The organism is Pseudomonas sp. C5pp (assembly GCF_000814065.1).
In the GTDB taxonomy this organism is placed as follows: domain Bacteria; phylum Pseudomonadota; class Gammaproteobacteria; order Pseudomonadales; family Pseudomonadaceae; genus Aquipseudomonas; species Aquipseudomonas asiatica.
This window is the reverse complement of record NZ_JWLN01000021.1, coordinates 24,444-43,286: the sequence shown is the minus strand read 5'-3', so window position 1 is coordinate 43,286 and position 18,843 is coordinate 24,444. Positions and strand designations below refer to the sequence as shown.

Here is an 18,843-nt window from a genome sequence, read left to right as displayed (position 1 = left end):
GCTCAATGCTCCTGGTCATGCTGGTTGACTCGCGCTTCCATGCGGTTCTGGAAGTGCGCGAGGATGCTGCACAGCACCCAGTAGATGACCGCCACCGCCACGTACATGGTGAACACTTCGAAGGTGCGTGCGGTGATCAGCTGGGCCTGGCGGAACAGCTCGGGCACCTGGATGGTTGCCGCCAGGGCAGTGTCCTTGACCAGCGAGATGAAGCTGTTGCCCAACGGCGGCAGTGCGGTGCGCAAGGCCTGGGGCAGGATCGCCCGGCGCATGGCCTGGACGCGGGTCATGCCGATACTGGCGGCGGCTTCCCACTGGCCACGGTCGATCGAGGAAATCGCCGCGCGCAGGATTTCGCAGATGTAGGCGGCCATGTTCAGCGACAGGCCGATCAGCGAAGCCGGGATCGGGTCGAGTTCGATGCCGATCTGCGGCATGCCGAAGTAGATGACGAACAGCTGCACCAGCAGCGGCGTGCCGCGGAAGAACGACACGTAGACCCGCGCCAGCCAGTTCAGGGGCAATATCTTCGACAACCGCATCAGTGCCAGGGCAAAGCCCAGCACCAGGCCGAAGAACATGCCGCCAACACTGAGCAGCACTGTATAGCCCGCGCCCTTCAGCAGGAAGGGCGCGGAGTCGACAACGAGTTGCAGGCTTTCAGCGATCATTTGGTGACATCGGCACCGAAGTATTTCTCGGACAGCTTGGCCAGCGTGCCGTCAGCCTTGAGCTTGTCCAGCGCCTTGTTGATCGCTGCCAGCAGTTCCGGTTCACCCTTGCGCAGGGCCACGCCGCTTTCCAGGCGCGAGAAGGCATCGCCGGCCAGTTCGGTGTCCTTGGCTTTTTGCGCGTATTCCAGCGCGGCCAGGCGGTCGATCAGGATGGCGTCGATGCGGCCGTTGCGCAGGTCGGCGAACTTGCTCGGGTCGTCTTCATAGGTGCGCACATCGGCTTGCGGCACGTCCTTCTTGACCCATTGCTCGTAGTTGGTGCCCAGGCCTACACCGACCTTCTTGCCTGCCAGGTCGGCGGCCTTGTGGATGTTCAGTTGCTCGGCCTTCTTCTTCAGGATCAGCGCCTGGATGCCGGAGATGGTGTAAGGCTCGGAGAAGTCATACTTCTTCTTGCGCTCTTCGGAAATGGTCACCTGGTTGATCACCACGTCCAGGCGCTTGGATTCCAGTGCGGCGAGGATGCCGTCCCACTTGGTCGGCTGCACCTTGGCCTTTACCCCCAGCTCCTTGGCCAGCAGTTCGGACAGTTCCACTTCGAAGCCGGTCAGCTTGCCGTTTTCGTCCTGGAAGCTGAACGGTGGGTAGGTGCCTTCGAGACCGACGTTGATCACGCCTTTTTCCTGGATGGTCTTCAGCTGCTCGCCAGCGAAGGCCTGGCCGAGCAGGCCGGCACCCAGCAGGAGTGCCAGGCTGGCGTTGAGTAGCGGTTTGGCGAATTTCGACATTTCAGAGCCCCGCGCTTGTTGTGTAAGTAGTGGGTGGCGACTATAGGGTCGGCTGCTTAGGCCAGGAAATACTAAAAAATTATTTTGTTATTTCCTTTTTGGTTTTTGCCAGGTGCTGGCTGCATTGAGGGTAGGCGAGGTTGCCTGCTCCGTCATCGCGGCTTATGCCTGACTTAGCGCAGGATGGAATAAAGCGTTGTTTTTTCCAAGGGATGGATTTGCCGTAGAGTGAATTGCATGTAGGCAGTTCCGGCCTCTTCGCGGGTAAACCCGCTCCTACAGAGACCGCACAGGCATCGAAACCTGTGCAGTCCCTGTAGGAGCGGGTTTACCCGCGAAGAGGCCTGGCCTGGCGATAAAAATAGTTGGCCTCTTCAGGCAGGAGAAAACCGTGAGCGAACAACCTTCATCCGGGCACTGGCAGTTGCAGAGCATCGTCACCGGCCTGCGCGGCGCCCGTGAACAATGGCGCACCCGCAATGGCCGCAGCAGCGGCGAGCAGGGCGGGCGTGAGCTGCCTTCGCGCGAGGCGATGCGGCACATCCTGGAGCAACTGTGCGGCGCACTGTTCCCCATGCGCCTTGGCCCGGTCGACCTGCGCGAAGAAAGCGAAGACTTCTACGTCGGCCATACGCTGGATGCCGCCCTGACCGCCCTGCTGGCCCAGGCCCGCCTGGAGCTGCGCTACGCCGCACGACAAAGCAAGGGCGAACTGGCCGGCGTCGATGCCCATGCGCTGAGCCTGGTGCAGGGATTCGCCGCCGCCCTGCCGGGCCTGCGCGTGCTGCTGGACACAGACGTGCTGGCCGCCTATCACGGCGACCCGGCTGCGCGCAGTGTCGATGAAGTGCTGCTGTGCTACCCGGGTATCCTGGCGATCATCCACCATCGCCTGGCGCACCATCTGTACCAGGCCGGCCTGCCGCTGCTGGCGCGCATCAGCTCGGAGCTGGCGCATTCGGCCACTGGGATCGACATTCACCCCGGGGCGCAAATTGGCCCGAGCTTCTTCATCGACCATGGTACCGGCGTGGTGATTGGCGAAACCGCGATCATCGGCGAGCGTGTGCGCATCTACCAGGCGGTGACCCTGGGCGCCAAGCGCTTCCCCAGCGATGAATCGGGCACCCTGCACAAGGGCCTGCCGCGCCACCCGATCGTCGAGGACGATGTGGTGATCTATGCGGGGGCCACGGTGCTGGGGCGGATCACCATCGGCAAAGGCTCGACCATTGGCGGTAATGTGTGGCTGACCCGCAGTGTGCCGGCCGAAAGCAACATTACCCAGGCCAACCTTCAGCTGGATTGCCAGGACAAGAACTGATCTGGCATTTCCTTGGCCTGTACCGGCCCTTTCGCGGGTAAACCCGCTCCCACAGGGACCCCACAGATCTTGAATCTTGTGCAGTACCTGTAGGAGCGGGTTTACCCGCGAAGAGGCCCGTGCAGGAGGGCACCAATCAGCGCCCCAATTCGCATTGAAATCCGATCCATGTTTAACTTGAACGCTTGTTCAATGAAAAAACGCTGGTCCGCTGCCGGTGTTCAACAGGAGGATTCCTTTGCTGAACCCGTTCATTCCGAGCCTTACGTCATTCGACGAGGTGCGCCCCCGATGAGTGCACCGACCCCTTCCCTTGCCAATGGCAAGATCCGCATGAACCCCCCGGTGTTCTATTTCGCGGCAAGTTTCATCCTCATCTTCGGCCTCGTGGTCATTTCCTATCCGCAAGCAGCAGGCGACTGGTTGCTGGCGGCGCAGAACTGGGCGGCCAACACGGTCGGCTGGTACTACATGCTGGCGATGACGCTGTACCTGGTCTTCGTGGTGGTCACCGCCTTGTCCGGCTACGGCAAGATCAAGCTCGGTGCCGACCACGACGAACCCGAGTTCAGCTACCTGTCGTGGGCCGGCATGCTGTTCGCCGCCGGCATCAGCATCACCTTGTTCTTCTTCTGCGTGTCCGAACCCCTGACCCACATGCTGCAGCCGCCCCAGGGCGAAGCGGGCACGGCCGAGGCCGGGCGCCAGGCGATGCAGATCCTGTTCCTGCACTGGGGCCTGCATGGCTGGGGGGTGTTCGCCTTCGTCGGCATGGCCCTGGCCTACTTCGCCTATCGGCACAACCTGCCGCTGGCCCTGCGTTCGGCGTTGTACCCGTTGATCGGCAAGCGCATCAACGGGCCAATCGGTTATGCGGTGGACGGTTTCGGCATCATCGCCACGGTGTTCGGCCTGGGCGCCGACATGGGTTTTGGCGTGCTGCACCTGAACGCCGGCCTCGACTACCTGTTCGGCATCGACCACAGCCAGTGGGTGCAAGTGCTGCTCATCACCCTGATGATGGGCGCTGCGGTGGCCGTGGCGGTCGCCGGGGTGGAGAAGGGCGTGCGGGTGATGAGCGACATCAACCTGTTCCTGGCCTGCGCGCTGTTGCTGTTCGTGTTGTTCGCCGGGCCTACCCAGCACCTGTTCAACACGCTGATCCAGAACCTCGGCGACTACCTGGGTGCCTTGCCGCGCAAGAGCTTCGACGTCTATGCCTACGGCGAGAACCGTGACTGGCTGGGCGGCTGGACGGTGTTCTACTGGGCCTGGTGGATTGCCTGGGCGCCGTTCGTGGGCCTGTTCATCGCCCGCATCTCCCGTGGCCGCACCATCCGCGAATTCGTCTTTGGTGTGCTGTTGATTCCGCTGGGCTTCACCTTGGCGTGGATGTCGATCTTCGGCAACAGTGCCCTGGACCAAGTCATCAACCACGGCATGACCGCGTTGGGCCAGTCGGCGCTGGATAACCCGTCGATGAGCCTGTACCTGCTGCTGGAGACCTACCCCTGGAGCAAGACGGTGATCGCCATGACGGTGTTCATCAGTTTTGTGTTCTTCGTCACCTCGGCCGACTCGGGCACCGTGGTGCTGTCGACCTTGTCGGCCAAGGGCGGTGATGCGGACGAGGATGGGCCGAACTGGCTGCGTATCTTCTGGGGGGCGATGACCGCGCTGATCACCAGCGCGCTGCTGTTCGCCGGCAGCATCGACTCGCTGAAGTCGGCGGTGGTGCTGACCTCATTGCCGTTCTCGCTGATCCTGCTGTGCATGATGTGGGGGCTGCACAAGGCGTTCTACCTGGAGTCGCAACGGCAGATCGCACAGATGCATTCGCTGGCCCCGTTCGCCCAGTCACGCCGCGGCCGTGGCGGCTGGCGCCAGCGCCTGAGCCAGGCGGTGCACTTCCCGTCGCGAGATGAGGTGTACCGCTTCATGGACGACGTGGTGCGCCCGGCAATTGCCGATGTGCGTGAAGTGTTCGAGCAGAAGGGCCTGGTGCTGATTACCCAGGACGACCCGAGCCACGACAACGTCAGCCTGAAGATTGGCCATGGCGAGGAACAGCCGTTCATTTACCAGGTGCAGATGCGTGGTTACTTCACGCCATCGTTCGCCTTGGGTGGGCTGGGTACGCAAGAGTTGAAGAACCGCCGTTACTACCGGGCGGAGGTGCACCTGAGCGAAGGCAGCCAGAACTATGACCTGGTCGGCTACAGCAAGGAGCAGATCATCAACGACATCCTCGACCAGTACGAACGGCACATGCAGTACCTGCATCTGGTCAGGTAGTAACCTGTACCGGCCTCTTCGCGGGTAAACCCGCTCCCACAGGTATAACACTGGCTTCAATACCGGTTCGGTACCTGTGGGAGCGGGTTTACCCGCGAAGAGGCCGGCACTGCTGATGCATCTCTATCAGAAGGGCGCATCCCCGAGGATGGTCGCCCGATGCATCACCCGCCGGTTCGGCCGGTAGTCATCCACCGCAAAATGCTGGGTCACGCGGTTGTCCCAGAACGCCACGTCATTCTCCTGCCACCGCCAGCGAATGCTGAACTCCGGCCGCGTCGCATGGGCGAACAGCAATTTCAACAGTGCCTCGCTTTCCAGTTCGCCCAGCTCATTGATGCGCGTGGTGAACCCCTCATTGACGAACAGCGCCTTGCGCCCGCTCACCGGATGCGTGCGCACCACCGGGTGTGACAGCGGCGGGTTGTTGCGCCGGGTTGCTTCCCAGCGCGCCAGGTCTTCCGGCGTGGTACCAAAGCGCTCCAGCGGGAACGACTTGGTGAAGTCATGGGTGGCGGTCAGCCCGTCGAGCATCTCGCGCAGCGGCGCCGACAAGGCTTCGAAGGCAGCGATGCCGCTGGCCCAAAGGGTGTCGCCGCCGTAGGCCGGCAACTGCTTGGCGCTGAGTACCGCGCCCAGGGCCGGGGTCGGCAGGAAGGTCACATCGGTGTGCCATACGGCGTTGTCGCGCACATCGGTCACCGCCGTGTCGAGGATAAGCACCTGCGGGGTTTCCGGCACGTTGGGGTAGATCGGGTGGATGTGCAGGTCGCCGAAGCGGGCGGCAAACCGCGCCTGCTGCTGCGGGTTGATCGGCTGGTCGCGGAAGAACAGCACCTGGTGCTGCAGCAGCGCCTGCTCGATGGCGTCCCGTTCTTCGACGGTGATATCGCGGCTGATGTCCACGCCGCTGATCTGGGCGCCGAGCGCCGGGCTGAGGGGGTGATGGTCAGGCTCATGTCGGTCTCTTCAATCAGGCGCCAGGCTGCTGGCGTGGTCAACAGGATTCAGTGGCTCTGCCCGTGCCAAGGCACCAGTTTGCGTTGCAGGGCACGCAGGCTCATTTCCAGTGCGAAGGCGATCAGGGCGATCAGCAAAATCCCCAGCACCACCACATCGGTAACCAGGAACTGCGCCGCCGACTGCACCATGAAGCCCAGGCCGCTGGTGGCGGCGATCAGCTCGGCGGCCACCAGGGTCGACCAGCCAACCCCCAGGCCAATGCGGATGCCGGTGAGGATGTCGGGCAGGGCGCTGGGCAGGATCACGTGGCGGATCAGCTGGACCTTGGTCGCGCCGAGCGACTGCGCTGCACGCAGCTTGGCCGGGTCGACCGTGCGCACGCCGGTGGCAGTGGCAATGGCGATAGGAGCGAAGATTGCCAGGTAGATCAGCAGCACCTTGGACAGCTCGCCGATGCCGCACCAGATGACGATCAGCGGCAGGTAGGCCAGCGGCGGGATCGGCCTGTAGAACTCGATCAGCGGGTCGAGAATGCCGCGGGCCACGCGGTTATAGCCGATGGCGATACCCACCGGGATAGCGGTGAGGGTGGCGGCAAGCAGGGCCACGCCGATGCGCCCCAGGCTGGCACCCAGGTGCTGCCACAGGCTGGCATCCATATAGCCTTGGGTCAGCAGGGTCCCGGCCTTGGCCAGGATGTCGGCGGGCGAGGGCAGGAATAGCGGCTCGATCCAGCCGGCCGCGGTCACCAGCCACCAGGCCAACAGCAGGCTGGCCAGGGTCAGGGTGCTGATCCAGCGGGTGGGCAGGGGGCGGCGCAGCTTGGTGGCTGGCCGGGGTTGGGTATTGCGCTTGCCGGTGACCGGCAGGTCCAGGCTGCTCATGCGCGCTCCTGCAGGCTTTGGCGTTGAGAGAACACCCGCGCAAGTACGTGCTCGCGGGTTTCGATAAAAGCCGGGTCGGACTTGATAGCCCGCGCCGATTCACCCGCTGCGTAGCGCTGGCCGAAGTCCAGTTGCAGGCGCTCCACCACGCGCCCCGGGTTGGGCGCCAGCAGTACCAGTTCACTGGCGAGGAACACGGCTTCTTCGATGTCGTGGGTAATCAGGAACACCGGCTTGGCGGTGCGTTGCCATACCTGCAGCAACAACTCCTGCATCTGCTCGCGGGTGAAGGCATCAAGTGCGCCGAACGGTTCGTCCATCAGCAACACTCGTGGATCGGCTGCCAACGCCCGGGCCAGGCCAACACGCTGCTTCTGGCCACCGGACAATTGCCAGATACGCCGTTCGCCAAAGCCGTCGAGGTCGACCAGGGCCAGCATTTCGCGGGCCTTGGCCTCACGCTCGGCGCGTGGCACGCCGGCCAGTTCCAGGCCGAATGCGACGTTGCCCAGCACGTTCTGCCAGGGCAGCAGCGCATCGTCCTGGAACACTACGCCGCGCTCGGCGCCGGGGCCCTGGACGGGCACGCCGTCCAGGGTGATGCGCCCGCCGCTGGGGGCGACGAAGCCTGCGATGAGGTTGAGCAGCGAGGTCTTGCCACTGCCGGAAGGACCCAGGGCCACCAGCAGTTGGCGCGGCCCCAGGCTAAGGTTGATGTCGGCCAGTACCGGGGTTTCGGCACCGGGGTACTGTGCGCTGATGCGCTCCAGTTCGAGCAAGGCCATGGCAGGCTCCGGTCGGTTTCTACAGGCTTAGTTGGGGAGGTACTTGGCGCTGACGTAGGGCGAGTAGTCCGGCAGCACCGCGTCGACCTTGCCTTGCTGCTTGAGGAAGGTGGCCGTGTCGGTCAGCGCCTGGGTGGTCGATGCGCCCAGTGCATTGGCCTGGTCGACGGCCAGTGGGTACACGTTGCCCTGCAGCAGCACCGGGATGTCGGCAGGCTTGGCGCCCGACAGTTTGGCCAGCTTGCTTACGTTGTCGGGGTTTGCCAGCCAGGCTTGCGGGTTCTTGCGGTAGTCGGCGTAGGCGTCGAGGGTGACCTTGGCGAAGGCCTTGACCACGTCGGGGTGCTTGGCGGCGAAGTCCTTGCGCACGATCCATGCGTCGAAGGTCGGTGCGCCTTTCTCGGCCAGCTCACCGGAGGTGATCAGCACCTTGCCGTTTTCCTTGGCCACACCCAGGGCCGGGTCCCAGACGTAGGTGGCATCGATGTCGCCGCGCTTCCAGGCGGCAATGATTGCCGGTGGCGCCAGGTTGAGGATCTGCACCTTGGCCGGGTCGATGTTCCAGCTCTTCAGCGCGGCCAGCAGGCTGTAGTGGCCGGTGGAGACGAAAGGCACGGCGACTTTCTTGCCGACCAGGTCTTGCGGAGTCTTGATGCTGTCGCGGGCGACCAGTGCTTCACCGGCGCCAATCTGCGTGGCGATCAGGAAGGTCTCGACCGGCAGCTTGCGGGAGGCTGCGGCGGCCAGCGGGCTGGAGCCCAGGTAGCCGATCTGCACATCGCCGCTGGCTACGGCGGTGATCACGTCGGCGCCGTTATCGAATTTGCGCCAGTCGATGCTGGCCTTGCTGGCTTTTTCGTAATCGCCATCGACCTGCGCCACCTTGGCCGGGTCGACGGTGGTCTGGTAGGCCACGGTCAGATCAGCAGCCTGGGCCAACCAGCTGGCGCTGGCGAGGGTCAGGGCGGCGAACAGGCGCAGCGGGGCGTGCGGGATCATGGTGAACCTCTCGTCAGGCAATCGGTGTGGTGGATGACGAGAAGGCTAATTGATCTAAGAAATGCAAAATAAATAACTTTTTTGCATTAGCTTAGGAGCCAATGGTTTGAGACGCGTTAACAGGGAAACGCTGTGATTTCGCTCAATGGTGAAATCCGAGAGTGCTGCTAGGCTTTTTCGTCCCGATAGAACGATACGGAATTAGGTTATGAGCAAACGTTTGCAAATAACTATTGGTTATGGAAAGAGTGCTGCTTCTAACGAATAGCAGTAATAATTCCTAACATATTCCTTAAAAATCTTACCAATTCATAAAACGGTCATTTTGGATTTATAGGATTGTCATTATCCTGTAGCGCAGCTGGCGTCTTAGACCAAAGTCGCGAAACGTTTAGAAACGATTGACTTTACGGTCACGCTTTGGGACTAAATCGCCAATCCACGGTGAGCGGGGCAGCAGATCCCGCCACCAGAGATACACAAGAATTAGAACGTAGAGGAGCAAAACATGTACAAGTCCAGCCTGGCCCTGGCCGTGGCACTGGGGGTTCTCGCCCAACAAGCAGGCGCTGCCGGTTTCGTTGAAGACAGCAAGCTGTCGCTCAGCTCGCGCACCATGTACTTCAACGATGACAACCGCGAAAGCGGTATCGACCAGAAAGAAAGCGGTCAGGGCTTCAAGCTTGACTACCTGTCTGGCTTCACCGAAGGCACCGTAGGTTTTGGTGTCGACGTCCAGGCTTTGTGGGGCATTCACCTGGATGGTGGCCGTGGTAGCCGCCCAGATGCCAACAACACCTTCTTCCCAAGCGACTCCGATGGTTCGGCAGTTCACGACTGGGCACGCATTGGTGGTAACGCCAAGGCTCGCTTCTCCAAGACCGAGGTCCACTACGGTAGCGCCCTGGCACCTATGCTGCCGATCCTGGTCTCCAACGACGGCCGTCTGCTGCCGCAGACCTTCGAGGGTGGCACCCTCCAGTCGAAGGAAATCGACAACCTGACCTTCAACGCAGGTCAATTGACCCACGCCATGGGTCGTGCTTCGAGCAACCGTACCGGTCTTTCCGTTTCTGGCGCCTTCCGCGACAGCAACAAGTTCCAGTTCGCCGGTGGTGACTACAAGCTCACTCCCGACCTGACCCTGCAGTACTACTACTCGAACCTGGAAGACTTCTACAAGCAGCACTTCCTGGGTGCTACCCACGTCTTCAAGATCGCCGACAACCAGTCGTTCAAGACCGACCTGCGCTACTTCGATAGCCGCAGCGATGGCAAGAATGGCGAGACCGGTTACGCCTTCGACAACAACGGTGGCTACGCGAAGAACGGGGGCGAGGTCGACAACAAGACCTGGAGCGCCATGTTCACCTACACCCTGGGTGGTCACGCGCTGATGCTCGGCCACCAGCAAGTGGGTGACGATGGTGGTTTCGTCTGGCTGAACCAAGGTAGCGTCCGCAAGGACGGCGCCACTTCCTCGCTGGAAGGCAATGGCGGCTCAAGCTTCTACCTGTTCACCGACAGCATGATCAACCAGTTCGCTCGTGCCGGTGAGAACACCACCTTCGGTCAGTACTCCTATGACTTCGCGTCCCTGGGCGTTCCAGGCCTGAAGGCTTCGGTGGCCTACCTGCGTGGTGACGACATCCGCAACAAGTCGGGCGACGGCAGCTACAACGAATGGGAACGTGACGCACGCGTCGACTACACCATTCAGCAAGGCTCCCTCAAAGGCCTGGGCTTCAGCCTGCGTCAGGGTGTTTACCGTGGTAGCGGCGAAAGCATCGGGGACAAAGACCAGACTCGCTTCATCGTGAACTACACTTACAACTTCCTGTAAGCCGTAGCTGAACAAGAAGCCTCGCCTAGTGCGAGGCTTTTTTGTGCCTGCAATTTTGTATGTCTAATGGTTATAAACAAATCAGTATTTATTCTTTTTGTTTTTAATCGAATGCAGGCACATTGAACCCACACGGTACAGAACCCAGCACAGGAGCCGCAGCCCATGAGCCTAAAACTCGGCGATATCGCCCCCGATTTCGAACAGGATTCCAGCGAAGGCAAGATCCGCTTCCACGAGTGGCTGGGCAACAGCTGGGGGGTGTTGTTCTCTCACCCAGCCGACTTCACCCCGGTGTGCACCACCGAGCTGGGCCTGACCGCCAAGCTGAAGGACGATTTCGCCAAACGTGGGGTCAAGGCCATCGCCCTGTCGGTGGACCCGGTCGATTCGCATCACCGCTGGATCGATGACATCAACGAGACCCAGAACACCGTGGTCAACTTCCCGATCATTGCCGACGCCGACCGCAAGGTGTCCGACCTGTACGACCTGATCCACCCGAATGCCAGCGACACCCTGACCGTGCGCTCGCTGTTCGTCATCGACCCGAACAAGAAGGTGCGCCTGACCATCACCTACCCAGCCAGTACCGGGCGCAACTTCAACGAAATCTTGCGCGTAATCGACTCGCTGCAGCTGACCGACAACCACAAGGTCGCCACGCCAGGTAACTGGCAGGACGGTGACGACGTGGTAATCGTGCCCTCGCTGAAGGACGAGGAAGAGATCAAGCAGCGTTTCCCCAAAGGTTACCGGGCGGTCAAACCCTATCTGCGGCTGACCCCGCAGCCCAATCGTTAAAGGATTCCTCGTTGCATTGCTCTTAGCCATAGCAGGGATATTCGGGCCGTTTCGACGGCCCTTTTTTCTGCCTGCTGAAACTGCGTTGGCTTCTTCGCGGGCATGCCCGCTCCCACAGGAACAGCGCAAGTCTCAGGCCTCGTGCGGTCCCTGTGGGAGCGGGTTTACCCGCGAAAGTGCCAAAACAGGATTTTGATAAAAATGGAATAAACAAATGAAAAAATATGATTTCTAGATATATGCGGCGACTGCTAATGTCACCTCCAACAAAACACAAGGAAGCGCTGCAATGCTGGTCGTCTCAATCGGTGGTAGCCCCAGTACCCGTTCACGCTCCGGCGTGCTGCTGGAGCGTTCTCGCCAGTGGCTGCAGGACCGTGGCGTCGAGGTAGTGACGTTCCAGGTACGTGACTTTCCCGCCGAAGACCTGCTGCACGCCCGATTCGACAGCCCGCAGGTGCAGCACTTCCAGCAGCTGGTGGCCCAGGCCGATGGCCTGATCGTCGCCACGCCGGTGTACAAGGCCTCGTTCGCCGGTGCCCTGAAAACCTTGCTCGACCTGCTGCCCGAACGCGCCCTGGCACACAAGATCGTGTTGCCTATCGCTACCGGCGGCAGCATCGCCCACATGCTGGCGGTGGATTACGCACTGAAACCCGTGCTGTCGGCACTCAAGGCGCAAGAGACCCTGCAAGGGATCTTCGCCGACGACAGCCAGGTCGCCTACGCAGAAGGCTCCAGGCCCGCGCAGCTGGCAGCGGCGCTGGAAGAACGCCTGCAGGACGCGCTGGAAACCTTCCACGTTGCACTGGCCCGCCGGCCGCGCCCCGTGGCCCCCGGCGTATTGAACGAACGCCTGATCAGCGCTCGCTGGAGCATCTGACCGGCCCAACCCGCTTCACCACCTTACTCGCCCGACAACGAGGCAAGCAGGTGCAACCCGAACCCACTCGCACAGGAGAGCGCCATGCGCACAGTCTTCTTGCGTCGCGGTCTGGTCGCCCTGTTTGCGGCGGCTGTGTCCTTCGGCGCCATCACCCAAGCCCAGGCCGAGAGCCTGCGTATCGGTTACCAGAAATACGGCACCCTGGTGCTGCTCAAGGCCAAGGGCACGCTGGAAAAGCGCCTGGCCGAGCAGGGCGTGCAGGTGCAATGGACCGAGTTCCCCGGCGGCCCGCAACTGCTTGAGGGGCTGAACGTCGGCTCCATCGATTTTGGCGTCACCGGTGAAACCCCGCCGGTGTTCGCCCAGGCCGCCGGTGCCGACCTGCTGTACGTCGCCTACGAGCCGCCAGCGCCGCACAGCGAGGCGATCCTGGTGCCGAAGGGCTCGCCGATCCAGTCGGTCAAAGACCTCAAGGGCAAGAAAGTCGCTCTCAACAAAGGCTCCAACGTTCACTACCTGCTGGTTCGCGCCCTGGAAGACGCCGGCCTGAAATACAGCGACATCCAGCCGGTGTACCTGCCCCCGGCCGACGCCCGCGCCGCCTTCGAACGCGGCAGCGTGGACGCTTGGGTGATCTGGGACCCGTACCAGGCTGCCGCCGAGAAACAGCTGCAGGCTCATGCCCTGCGTGACGGCAAGGGCCTGGTCGACAACCATCAGTTCTACCTGGCCACCCGCAACTACGCGACCCAGCACCCGGCGGTGATCAACACCCTGATCGAAGAAGTGCGTGCCGTAGGTGAATGGTCCCAGGCCAACCCGCAGGAAGTGACCGACCAGGTCGCGCCGCTGCTCGGCCTCCCCGCCGATATCACCCTGACTTCGGTCAAGCGCCAAGGCTACGGTGCCGCGCCGCTCACCCCGGAAGTGGTGGCCGCGCAACAGAAGATCGCCGACACGTTCCAGGCACTGAAGCTGATTCCCAAGCCGCTGAGCATCAAGGACGTGATCTGGACACCCCCGGCCAAGGTCGCCAGTGCGCCTTGATTGATTCGCCCGCGCCGGGGAGCCGCCCTGGCTGAGCCCCCTTGAGGAGACAACTCCAATGAGCCTTAATATCTTCTGGTTTCTTCCTACCCACGGTGATGGCAAGTACCTGGGCACCTCCGATGGCGCCCGCGCGGTCGACCATGGCTACCTGCAGCAGATCGCCCAGGCGGCCGACCGGCTCGGCTTTGGTGGCGTGCTGATACCTACCGGGCGCTCCTGCGAGGACTCCTGGCTGGTCGCGGCATCGCTGATCCCGGTGACCCAGCGGCTGAAGTTCCTGGTCGCCCTGCGCCCCGGGATCATTTCGCCGACCGTGGCGGCACGCCAGGCAGCAACCCTTGATCGGCTGTCCAACGGCCGCGCGCTGTTCAACCTGGTGACCGGTGGTGACCCGGACGAGTTGGCCGGTGACGGTCTGCACCTGAACCATCAGGAACGTTATGAAGCCTCTGTAGAGTTCACCCGTATCTGGCGCAAGGTGCTGGAAGGCGAGGTGGTCGACTACGACGGCAAGCACATCCAGGTGAAGGGCGCCAAGCTGCTCTACCCGCCGATCCAGCAACCACGCCCGCCACTGTATTTCGGTGGTTCCTCCGAAGCCGCACAGGACCTGGCCGCCGAGCAGGTCGAGCTGTACCTGACCTGGGGCGAGCCGCCGAGTGCGGTCGCTGAAAAAATCGCCCAGGTGCGTGCGAAAGCCGCTGCTCAGGGTCGCGAAGTGCGCTTCGGCATCCGCCTGCACGTGATCGTGCGGGAAACCAACGAAGAAGCCTGGGCCGCTGCCGACAAGCTCATCTCGCACCTGGACGACGACACCATCGCTCGCGCCCAGGCCTCGCTGGCGCGCTTCGACTCGGTCGGCCAGCAACGCATGGCCGCCCTGCACAACGGCAACCGTGACAAGCTGGAGGTCAGCCCCAACCTGTGGGCCGGTGTCGGCCTGGTGCGTGGCGGTGCCGGTACCGCGCTGGTGGGGGATGGCCCGACCGTCGCGGCACGCGTCAAGGAATACGCCGAGCTGGGCATCGATACCTTCATCTTCTCCGGCTACCCGCACCTGGAAGAGTCGTACCGGGTGGCCGAGCTGCTGTTCCCGCACCTGGATGTGCAACGCCCGGACCAAACCAAGGCCGGCGGCTATGTGAGCCCGTTTGGCGAAATGGTGGCCAACGACATCCTGCCCAAGTCCGTTGCGCAGAGCTGAGGGCCAGGCCATGAGTCGTGCAACTTCCAACAACCTTGGCCAGCGTCTGGCGCCATGGGCGCTGCCGGTACTGCTGCTGGCTGCCTGGCAACTGGCGGTCAGCGCCGGCTGGCTGTCGACGCGCATTCTGCCCGCGCCCAGCGCCGTGGTCAGCGCCGGCGTCGAGCTGGTGCGCAGCGGCGAGATCTGGACCCACCTGGCCATCAGTGGCTGGCGTGCCGGGCTGGGCTTCGTCATCGGTGGCAGCATCGGCCTGGTGCTGGGCTTCATCACCGGCCTGTCGAACTGGGGCGAACGCCTGCTCGACAGCTCGGTGCAGATGATCCGCAACGTGCCGCACCTGGCGCTGATCCCGCTGGTGATCCTGTGGTTCGGTATCGACGAGTCGGCAAAGATCTTCCTGGTGGCGCTGGGCACGCTGTTCCCGATCTACCTGAACACCTATCACGGCATCCGCAACGTCGACCCGGCGCTGGTGGAAATGGCGCGTAGCTATGGCTTGTCCGGCTTCAGCCTGTTCCGCCAGGTGATCCTGCCCGGAGCATTGCCTTCGATTCTGGTAGGCGTGCGCTTTGCCCTGGGCTTCATGTGGCTGACCCTGATCGTTGCCGAAACCATTTCGGCCAATGCCGGCATTGGTTACCTGGCGATGAACGCCCGCGAGTTCCTGCAGACCGACGTGGTGGTGCTGGCCATCGTCCTGTATGCCGTGCTCGGCAAGCTTGCCGACCTCGCAGCCCGGGGCCTGGAGCGAGTGTGGCTGCGCTGGCACCCGGCCTATCAAGTGGCGAAGAAGGAGGGCGCATGACCGTACTCAAGGAACAGCCGCCACGCCTGCTGCGTGGCATCCCGCTGGCTTCCAGCGGCCTGCGCAAGACCTTTGGCCAGCGCGAAGTGCTGAAGGGGATCGAGCTGCATATTCCTGCCGGCCAGTTCGTCGCGATCGTCGGCCGTAGTGGCTGCGGCAAGAGCACCTTGCTGCGTCTGCTGGCCGGTCTCGACCAGCCCACTGCAGGCCAGTTGCTGGCCGGTGCCGCGCCGCTGGAACAGGCCCGCGAAGAAACCCGCCTGATGTTCCAGGACGCGCGCCTGCTGCCATGGAAGAAGGTGATCGACAACGTTGGCCTGGGCCTGTCTGGCGACTGGCGCCCGCGTGCGCTGGAAGCGTTGGAGTCGGTTGGCCTGGCTGATCGCGCCAATGAATGGCCGGCGGCTCTGTCGGGTGGCCAGAAGCAGCGTGTGGCCCTGGCCCGGGCGCTGATTCACCAGCCGCGCCTGCTGCTGCTGGACGAGCCGCTCGGTGCGCTGGATGCATTGACTCGTATCGAGATGCAGCAACTGATCGAACGCCTGTGGCGTCAGCACGGCTTCACCGTGTTGCTGGTTACCCACGATGTCAGCGAGGCAGTCGCCGTGGCTGACCGGGTGATCCTGATCGAGGACGGCGAAGTCGGGCTCGACCTCACTGTCGACCTGGCACGGCCTCGGGCGCGTGGTTCGCACCGCCTGGCCGCGCTGGAAAGCGAAGTGCTCAACCGTGTTCTGTCGGCCCCGGGCGCTGCGCCCGAGCCGGATCCTGTAGCCCCTTTGCCCACGCAACTGCGTTGGGCGCACTGACTCACTTACCAGACTGAAGCCATAGAGAAGGAATCAAGTCATGACCATCAAAGCCATCAACGTTCGCAACCAGTTCAAAGGCACCGTGAAGGAAATCCTGGAAGGCCCGGTACTGTCGGAAATCGACGTGCAGACCGCCTCGGGCATCGTCACTTCGGTCATCACCACCCGCTCCGTGCGTGAGCTGGAGCTGCAGGTGGGCAGTGAAGTGATTGCCTTCGTGAAATCGACTGAAGTGTCCATCGCGAAGCTGTGATGGGTGTGGACCATGGGGCTGCTGTGCAGCCCTTCGCGGGCACGCCCGCTCCCACAGGTACTGCGCAGGTTTCAGGTTTTGCGCGGACCCTGTGGGAGCGGGCGTGCCCGCGAAGGGCCGCACAGCGGCCCCAATGATCTCAGCTGGAACGCTTCGCCAGAAATGGCGGTAGATACAACCCCAGATACGCCTCGAACACTCGCTTGCCTTCCTCGGCCATGCGCGGGGTGATCGCCTCATGCAGCTGCACCGACCGCGCATACACCCGGTCACTCAATTCCATGGCCAGGGCAAACACGTCCACATCCACCGGCATCACCGGCAGATGAAAGTGTTGGTCGAACAACTTGTGCATCAAGTCGCCCAGTTCCATGTCGTGCTGCCGGTCGGCCTGCACCACTTCGCTCAGGCCATGCTGGGCCAGGATCAGTTGCCGCGCCGCCGCGTCCTCGTTGTAGATATCCAGCATCCGCTGCTCGATCAGCCGTGACAGCTCGTGCCAGGTGTTGAACGCACTGCTGTCGATCGGCGCGCTCAGCGCTTCCCGAAAGGCCCGGTGCACATCGGCCGTCAACGCCTCCAGCAACGCCGGCACACTGGCGAAGAAGTGGTACACCGACGACGGTGGTATCTGTGCGCGATCGGCCACGCTGTAGATCGACAGGCTCGCCACCCCCAGCTCGGCCAGCAACTCGCGTGCAGCAGCCAGGATCGCCTCGATCCTGGCCTGGCTGCTGGCGCGCGGCTTGCGCGGGGTGGTAGTGCGGGTCATCAGTTGCTGATCGCCAGGATGCTGGCCTGGTAGGCGCCGACGAACAGGTCGAAGTCGCCGACTTCCTGCTGTTCCAGGCGCGACTGCTCGGCCAGCGAGTCGCGGGCGAGGGTTTCGAAGGCCTGCTGGCGTTCGACCGGCAGTGGCTGCTCGCGGAAGGTTTCGGCGTGAATACGACTCTGGCGCAGGGCGAACTTGACGAAGCTTTCGTTATGCTCGGTCATGCGCGCCAGCACTTGGGCCGACGGGGTCAGCGAGGCGTCGTCGACCTTGGCCTGCTGGGCATCCAGGGCATTGCCGTGCTCTGCACCGCCTTGCGCCTGGTCGAGCAGATCGGCCAGTGGCCGGATACGCTCGATCAGCTCGCTGGCCCAGGCCTTCAGGCCGATCGGCTGGCCATTGCGGCGCAGTTCCAGGCCCGGGCGACGGCCTTCCTTGACCACGGTCAGGAAGTTGTTGGTGCACTGGCCGCATTCGCCGTTGTCCAGTTGCGGGCTGTCTTCCAGCGCGCAGAACAGCAGGAACGCGTCGAGGAAGCGCGCCTCGGTCAGGTCGATGCCCACCGGCAGGAACGGGTTGATGTCCAGGCAACGCACTTCCACGTACTGCACGCCGCGCGAGGTCAGGGCCTGGATCGGCCGCTCGCCGGTGTAGGTGACGCGCTTGGGGCGAATGTTCGAGTAGTACTCGTTTTCGATCTGCAGGATGTTGGTGTTCAGCTGTACCCACTCGCCATCCACGTGCGTGCCGACTTCGACGTAAGGCGGGTAGGGCGTGCCCACCGCCTTGCGCAGGCTGTCGGTGTAGCTGGCCAGGTTGTTGTAGCACGGCGTGAGGCCGGCCTGGGCGTTGCTCTGGTAGCCCAGGTCGCTCATGCGCAGGCTGGTGGCGTAGGGCAGATACAAGGTTTCGGCATCCAGCTCTTCGAGCTGGTGCGGGCGGCCACGCAGGAAGCCTTTGTCCAGGGCCGGCGAGGCGCCGAACAAGTACATCAGCAGCCAGCTGTAGCGGCGGAAATTACGGATCAGCGCGATATAGGCCGACGACTGGTAGTCGCGGTCGCTTTCTCTGCCACCTTCTGCGGAGCGCAGCAACGGCCACAGCGCTTCGGGCAGCGAGAAGTTGTAATGGATACCGGCGATGCACTGCATGGTGCGGCCGTAGCGCAGGGCCAGGCCCTTGCGGTAGACGTGCTTGAGCTTGCCGATGTTCGAGCTGCCGTACTCGGCGATCGGGATGTCCTCCTCGGCCGGCAGCGTGCAAGGCATCGACGGGCTCCACAGGTATTCGTCGCCCAGCTTGCTGTAGACGAAACGGTGGGTCTCTTCGAGGCTTTCCAGCACCTTGGCCGGGTCGGGAAGGGCCGGGGTGATGAACTCCAGCAGCGACTCGGAATAATCGGTGGTGATCTGCTCGTTGGTCAGCGCCGATCCCAGGGCTTGCGGATGCGGGGTCTGGGCCAGGCGACCTTCGTCGGTCACGCGCAGACATTCGCGCTCAATACCGTGCAGGCACTGCTTGAGCAGGGGAAGATTGGCGCCGAGCAGGCTCAGGCGGCGGTTGAGGAGGTCGCTCAAGATGTATTCCTTCACGCGTCAGTCGCCCCAATATGGGGGTAGAGATAACGGTCTACAAGGGTAGGAAGAAAGGAACTGGCGTTGTCGCCTGGTTAACGCGGATCCAGCAGTGCCAGCGCACT

General features: G+C 62.8%; 17 protein-coding genes and 1 pseudogene. 10 read left to right on the top strand and 8 right to left on the bottom strand.

The genetic code is table 11. The annotated features are described in order from the left end of the window. Positions 1 to 2: 2 nt before the first annotated feature. The gene (tcyL, locus tag RR51_RS17615; RefSeq protein ID WP_003255849.1) at positions 3 to 671 is read right to left on the bottom strand and encodes a cystine ABC transporter permease; all 669 of its coding nucleotides are present in this window, start codon (positions 669 to 671) and stop codon (positions 3 to 5) included. Then, on the bottom strand, positions 668 to 1,462 hold the full coding sequence (gene tcyJ / locus RR51_RS17610) for a cystine ABC transporter substrate-binding protein (protein WP_003257420.1): 795 nt from the start codon (positions 1,460 to 1,462) through the stop codon (positions 668 to 670). Before tcyJ ends, tcyL begins: the two co-directional genes overlap by 4 nt. A 391-nt stretch (positions 1,463 to 1,853) precedes the next feature. Between tcyJ and epsC the strand changes: the two genes are divergently transcribed. Next, complete coding sequence (gene epsC / locus RR51_RS17605) at positions 1,854 to 2,786, top strand: serine O-acetyltransferase EpsC (protein ID WP_039614256.1); 933 nt, start codon at positions 1,854 to 1,856, stop codon at positions 2,784 to 2,786. Positions 2,787 to 3,119: 333 nt separating this feature from the next. Beyond that, positions 3,120 to 5,081: a choline transporter BetT gene (gene betT / locus RR51_RS17600; RefSeq protein ID WP_170929293.1), complete on the top strand. Its 1,962-nt coding sequence runs from the start codon at positions 3,120 to 3,122 to the stop codon at positions 5,079 to 5,081. Positions 5,082 to 5,207: 126 nt separating this feature from the next. Here the strand turns inward: betT and tauD are convergent. The 4 genes and pseudogenes from tauD to tauA form a co-directional block, all read right to left on the bottom strand. Beyond that, a pseudogene (gene tauD / locus RR51_RS17595) lies at positions 5,208 to 6,040 on the bottom strand (taurine dioxygenase). A gap of 48 nt (positions 6,041 to 6,088) precedes the next feature. Then, positions 6,089 to 6,928, bottom strand: a complete 840-nt coding sequence (tauC, locus tag RR51_RS17590; RefSeq protein ID WP_039614255.1) for a taurine ABC transporter permease TauC — start codon at positions 6,926 to 6,928, stop codon at positions 6,089 to 6,091. Then, positions 6,925 to 7,713, bottom strand: coding sequence for a taurine ABC transporter ATP-binding subunit (gene tauB / locus RR51_RS17585; protein WP_023660883.1), 789 nt, complete (start codon positions 7,711 to 7,713; stop codon positions 6,925 to 6,927). The genes tauC and tauB overlap by 4 nt, the downstream gene beginning before the upstream one ends. Positions 7,714 to 7,740: 27 nt before the next feature. After that, a complete protein-coding gene (gene tauA, locus RR51_RS17580; RefSeq protein WP_013970443.1) occupies positions 7,741 to 8,712 on the bottom strand; it encodes a taurine ABC transporter substrate-binding protein in 972 nt (323 codons plus the stop codon). Between the two features lie 508 nt (positions 8,713 to 9,220). On the opposite strand from tauA, the gene RR51_RS17575 reads away from it, so the two are divergent. The 8 genes from RR51_RS17575 to RR51_RS17540 all read left to right on the top strand — a co-directional run bounded on the left by RR51_RS17575 (position 9,221) and on the right by RR51_RS17540 (position 16,372). Continuing rightward, the gene (locus RR51_RS17575; protein ID WP_039614254.1) at positions 9,221 to 10,555 is read left to right on the top strand and encodes an OprD family porin; all 1,335 of its coding nucleotides are present in this window, start codon (positions 9,221 to 9,223) and stop codon (positions 10,553 to 10,555) included. 165 nt (positions 10,556 to 10,720) lie between these two features. Next, positions 10,721 to 11,359, top strand: coding sequence for a peroxiredoxin (locus tag RR51_RS17570; RefSeq protein ID WP_013970445.1), 639 nt, complete (start codon positions 10,721 to 10,723; stop codon positions 11,357 to 11,359). Between the two features lie 289 nt (positions 11,360 to 11,648). Then, a complete protein-coding gene (ssuE, locus tag RR51_RS17565) occupies positions 11,649 to 12,242 on the top strand; it encodes an NADPH-dependent FMN reductase (RefSeq protein ID WP_039614253.1) in 594 nt (197 codons plus the stop codon). A gap of 84 nt (positions 12,243 to 12,326) precedes the next feature. Next, positions 12,327 to 13,292, top strand: coding sequence for a sulfonate ABC transporter substrate-binding protein (locus RR51_RS17560; RefSeq protein WP_039614252.1), 966 nt, complete (start codon positions 12,327 to 12,329; stop codon positions 13,290 to 13,292). 58 nt (positions 13,293 to 13,350) lie between these two features. Continuing rightward, positions 13,351 to 14,499, top strand: a complete 1,149-nt coding sequence (ssuD, locus tag RR51_RS17555; protein WP_039614251.1) for an FMNH2-dependent alkanesulfonate monooxygenase — start codon at positions 13,351 to 13,353, stop codon at positions 14,497 to 14,499. Positions 14,500 to 14,509: 10 nt separating this feature from the next. Continuing rightward, positions 14,510 to 15,307 (top strand): aliphatic sulfonate ABC transporter permease SsuC, encoded by a 798-nt coding sequence (gene ssuC / locus RR51_RS17550; protein WP_039614250.1) that lies wholly within the window; start codon positions 14,510 to 14,512, stop codon positions 15,305 to 15,307. Next, a complete protein-coding gene (gene ssuB / locus RR51_RS17545) occupies positions 15,304 to 16,116 on the top strand; it encodes an aliphatic sulfonates ABC transporter ATP-binding protein (protein ID WP_013970450.1) in 813 nt (270 codons plus the stop codon). Before ssuC ends, ssuB begins: the two co-directional genes overlap by 4 nt. 40 nt (positions 16,117 to 16,156) lie before the next feature. Next, complete coding sequence (locus RR51_RS17540; RefSeq protein ID WP_003255829.1) at positions 16,157 to 16,372, top strand: TOBE domain-containing protein; 216 nt, start codon at positions 16,157 to 16,159, stop codon at positions 16,370 to 16,372. A gap of 139 nt (positions 16,373 to 16,511) precedes the next feature. Here the strand turns inward: RR51_RS17540 and RR51_RS17535 are convergent, their stop codons facing one another. Next, positions 16,512 to 17,144 carry a TetR/AcrR family transcriptional regulator gene (locus RR51_RS17535; RefSeq protein WP_039614249.1) on the bottom strand — a complete coding sequence of 211 codons (633 nt, stop codon included), beginning with the start codon at positions 17,142 to 17,144 and terminating at the stop codon, positions 16,512 to 16,514. Next, positions 17,144 to 18,721, bottom strand: coding sequence for a glutamate--cysteine ligase (gshA, locus tag RR51_RS17530; RefSeq protein WP_161795749.1), 1,578 nt, complete (start codon positions 18,719 to 18,721; stop codon positions 17,144 to 17,146). Before gshA ends, RR51_RS17535 begins: the two co-directional genes overlap by 1 nt. Positions 18,722 to 18,843 lie beyond the last annotated feature (122 nt).

What these genes read in the sequence shown, in the direction of transcription:
- tcyL (WP_003255849.1), bottom strand. Translation starts at nt 671, where the DNA reads ATGATCGCTGAAAGCCTGCAACTCGTTGTCGACTCCGCGCCCTTCCTG.
- tcyJ (WP_003257420.1), bottom strand. Translation starts at nt 1,462, where the DNA reads ATGTCGAAATTCGCCAAACCGCTACTCAACGCCAGCCTGGCACTCCTG.
- betT (WP_170929293.1), top strand. Translation starts at nt 3,120, where the DNA reads ATGAACCCCCCGGTGTTCTATTTCGCGGCAAGTTTCATCCTCATCTTC.
- tauC (WP_039614255.1), bottom strand. Translation starts at nt 6,928, where the DNA reads ATGAGCAGCCTGGACCTGCCGGTCACCGGCAAGCGCAATACCCAACCC.
- tauB (WP_023660883.1), bottom strand. Translation starts at nt 7,713, where the DNA reads ATGGCCTTGCTCGAACTGGAGCGCATCAGCGCACAGTACCCCGGTGCC.
- tauA (WP_013970443.1), bottom strand. Translation starts at nt 8,712, where the DNA reads ATGATCCCGCACGCCCCGCTGCGCCTGTTCGCCGCCCTGACCCTCGCC.
- RR51_RS17575 (WP_039614254.1), top strand. Translation starts at nt 9,221, where the DNA reads ATGTACAAGTCCAGCCTGGCCCTGGCCGTGGCACTGGGGGTTCTCGCC.
- RR51_RS17570 (WP_013970445.1), top strand. Translation starts at nt 10,721, where the DNA reads ATGAGCCTAAAACTCGGCGATATCGCCCCCGATTTCGAACAGGATTCC.
- ssuE (WP_039614253.1), top strand. Translation starts at nt 11,649, where the DNA reads ATGCTGGTCGTCTCAATCGGTGGTAGCCCCAGTACCCGTTCACGCTCC.
- RR51_RS17560 (WP_039614252.1), top strand. Translation starts at nt 12,327, where the DNA reads ATGCGCACAGTCTTCTTGCGTCGCGGTCTGGTCGCCCTGTTTGCGGCG.
- ssuD (WP_039614251.1), top strand. Translation starts at nt 13,351, where the DNA reads ATGAGCCTTAATATCTTCTGGTTTCTTCCTACCCACGGTGATGGCAAG.
- ssuC (WP_039614250.1), top strand. Translation starts at nt 14,510, where the DNA reads ATGAGTCGTGCAACTTCCAACAACCTTGGCCAGCGTCTGGCGCCATGG.
- ssuB (WP_013970450.1), top strand. Translation starts at nt 15,304, where the DNA reads ATGACCGTACTCAAGGAACAGCCGCCACGCCTGCTGCGTGGCATCCCG.
- RR51_RS17540 (WP_003255829.1), top strand. Translation starts at nt 16,157, where the DNA reads ATGACCATCAAAGCCATCAACGTTCGCAACCAGTTCAAAGGCACCGTG.
- RR51_RS17535 (WP_039614249.1), bottom strand. Translation starts at nt 17,144, where the DNA reads ATGACCCGCACTACCACCCCGCGCAAGCCGCGCGCCAGCAGCCAGGCC.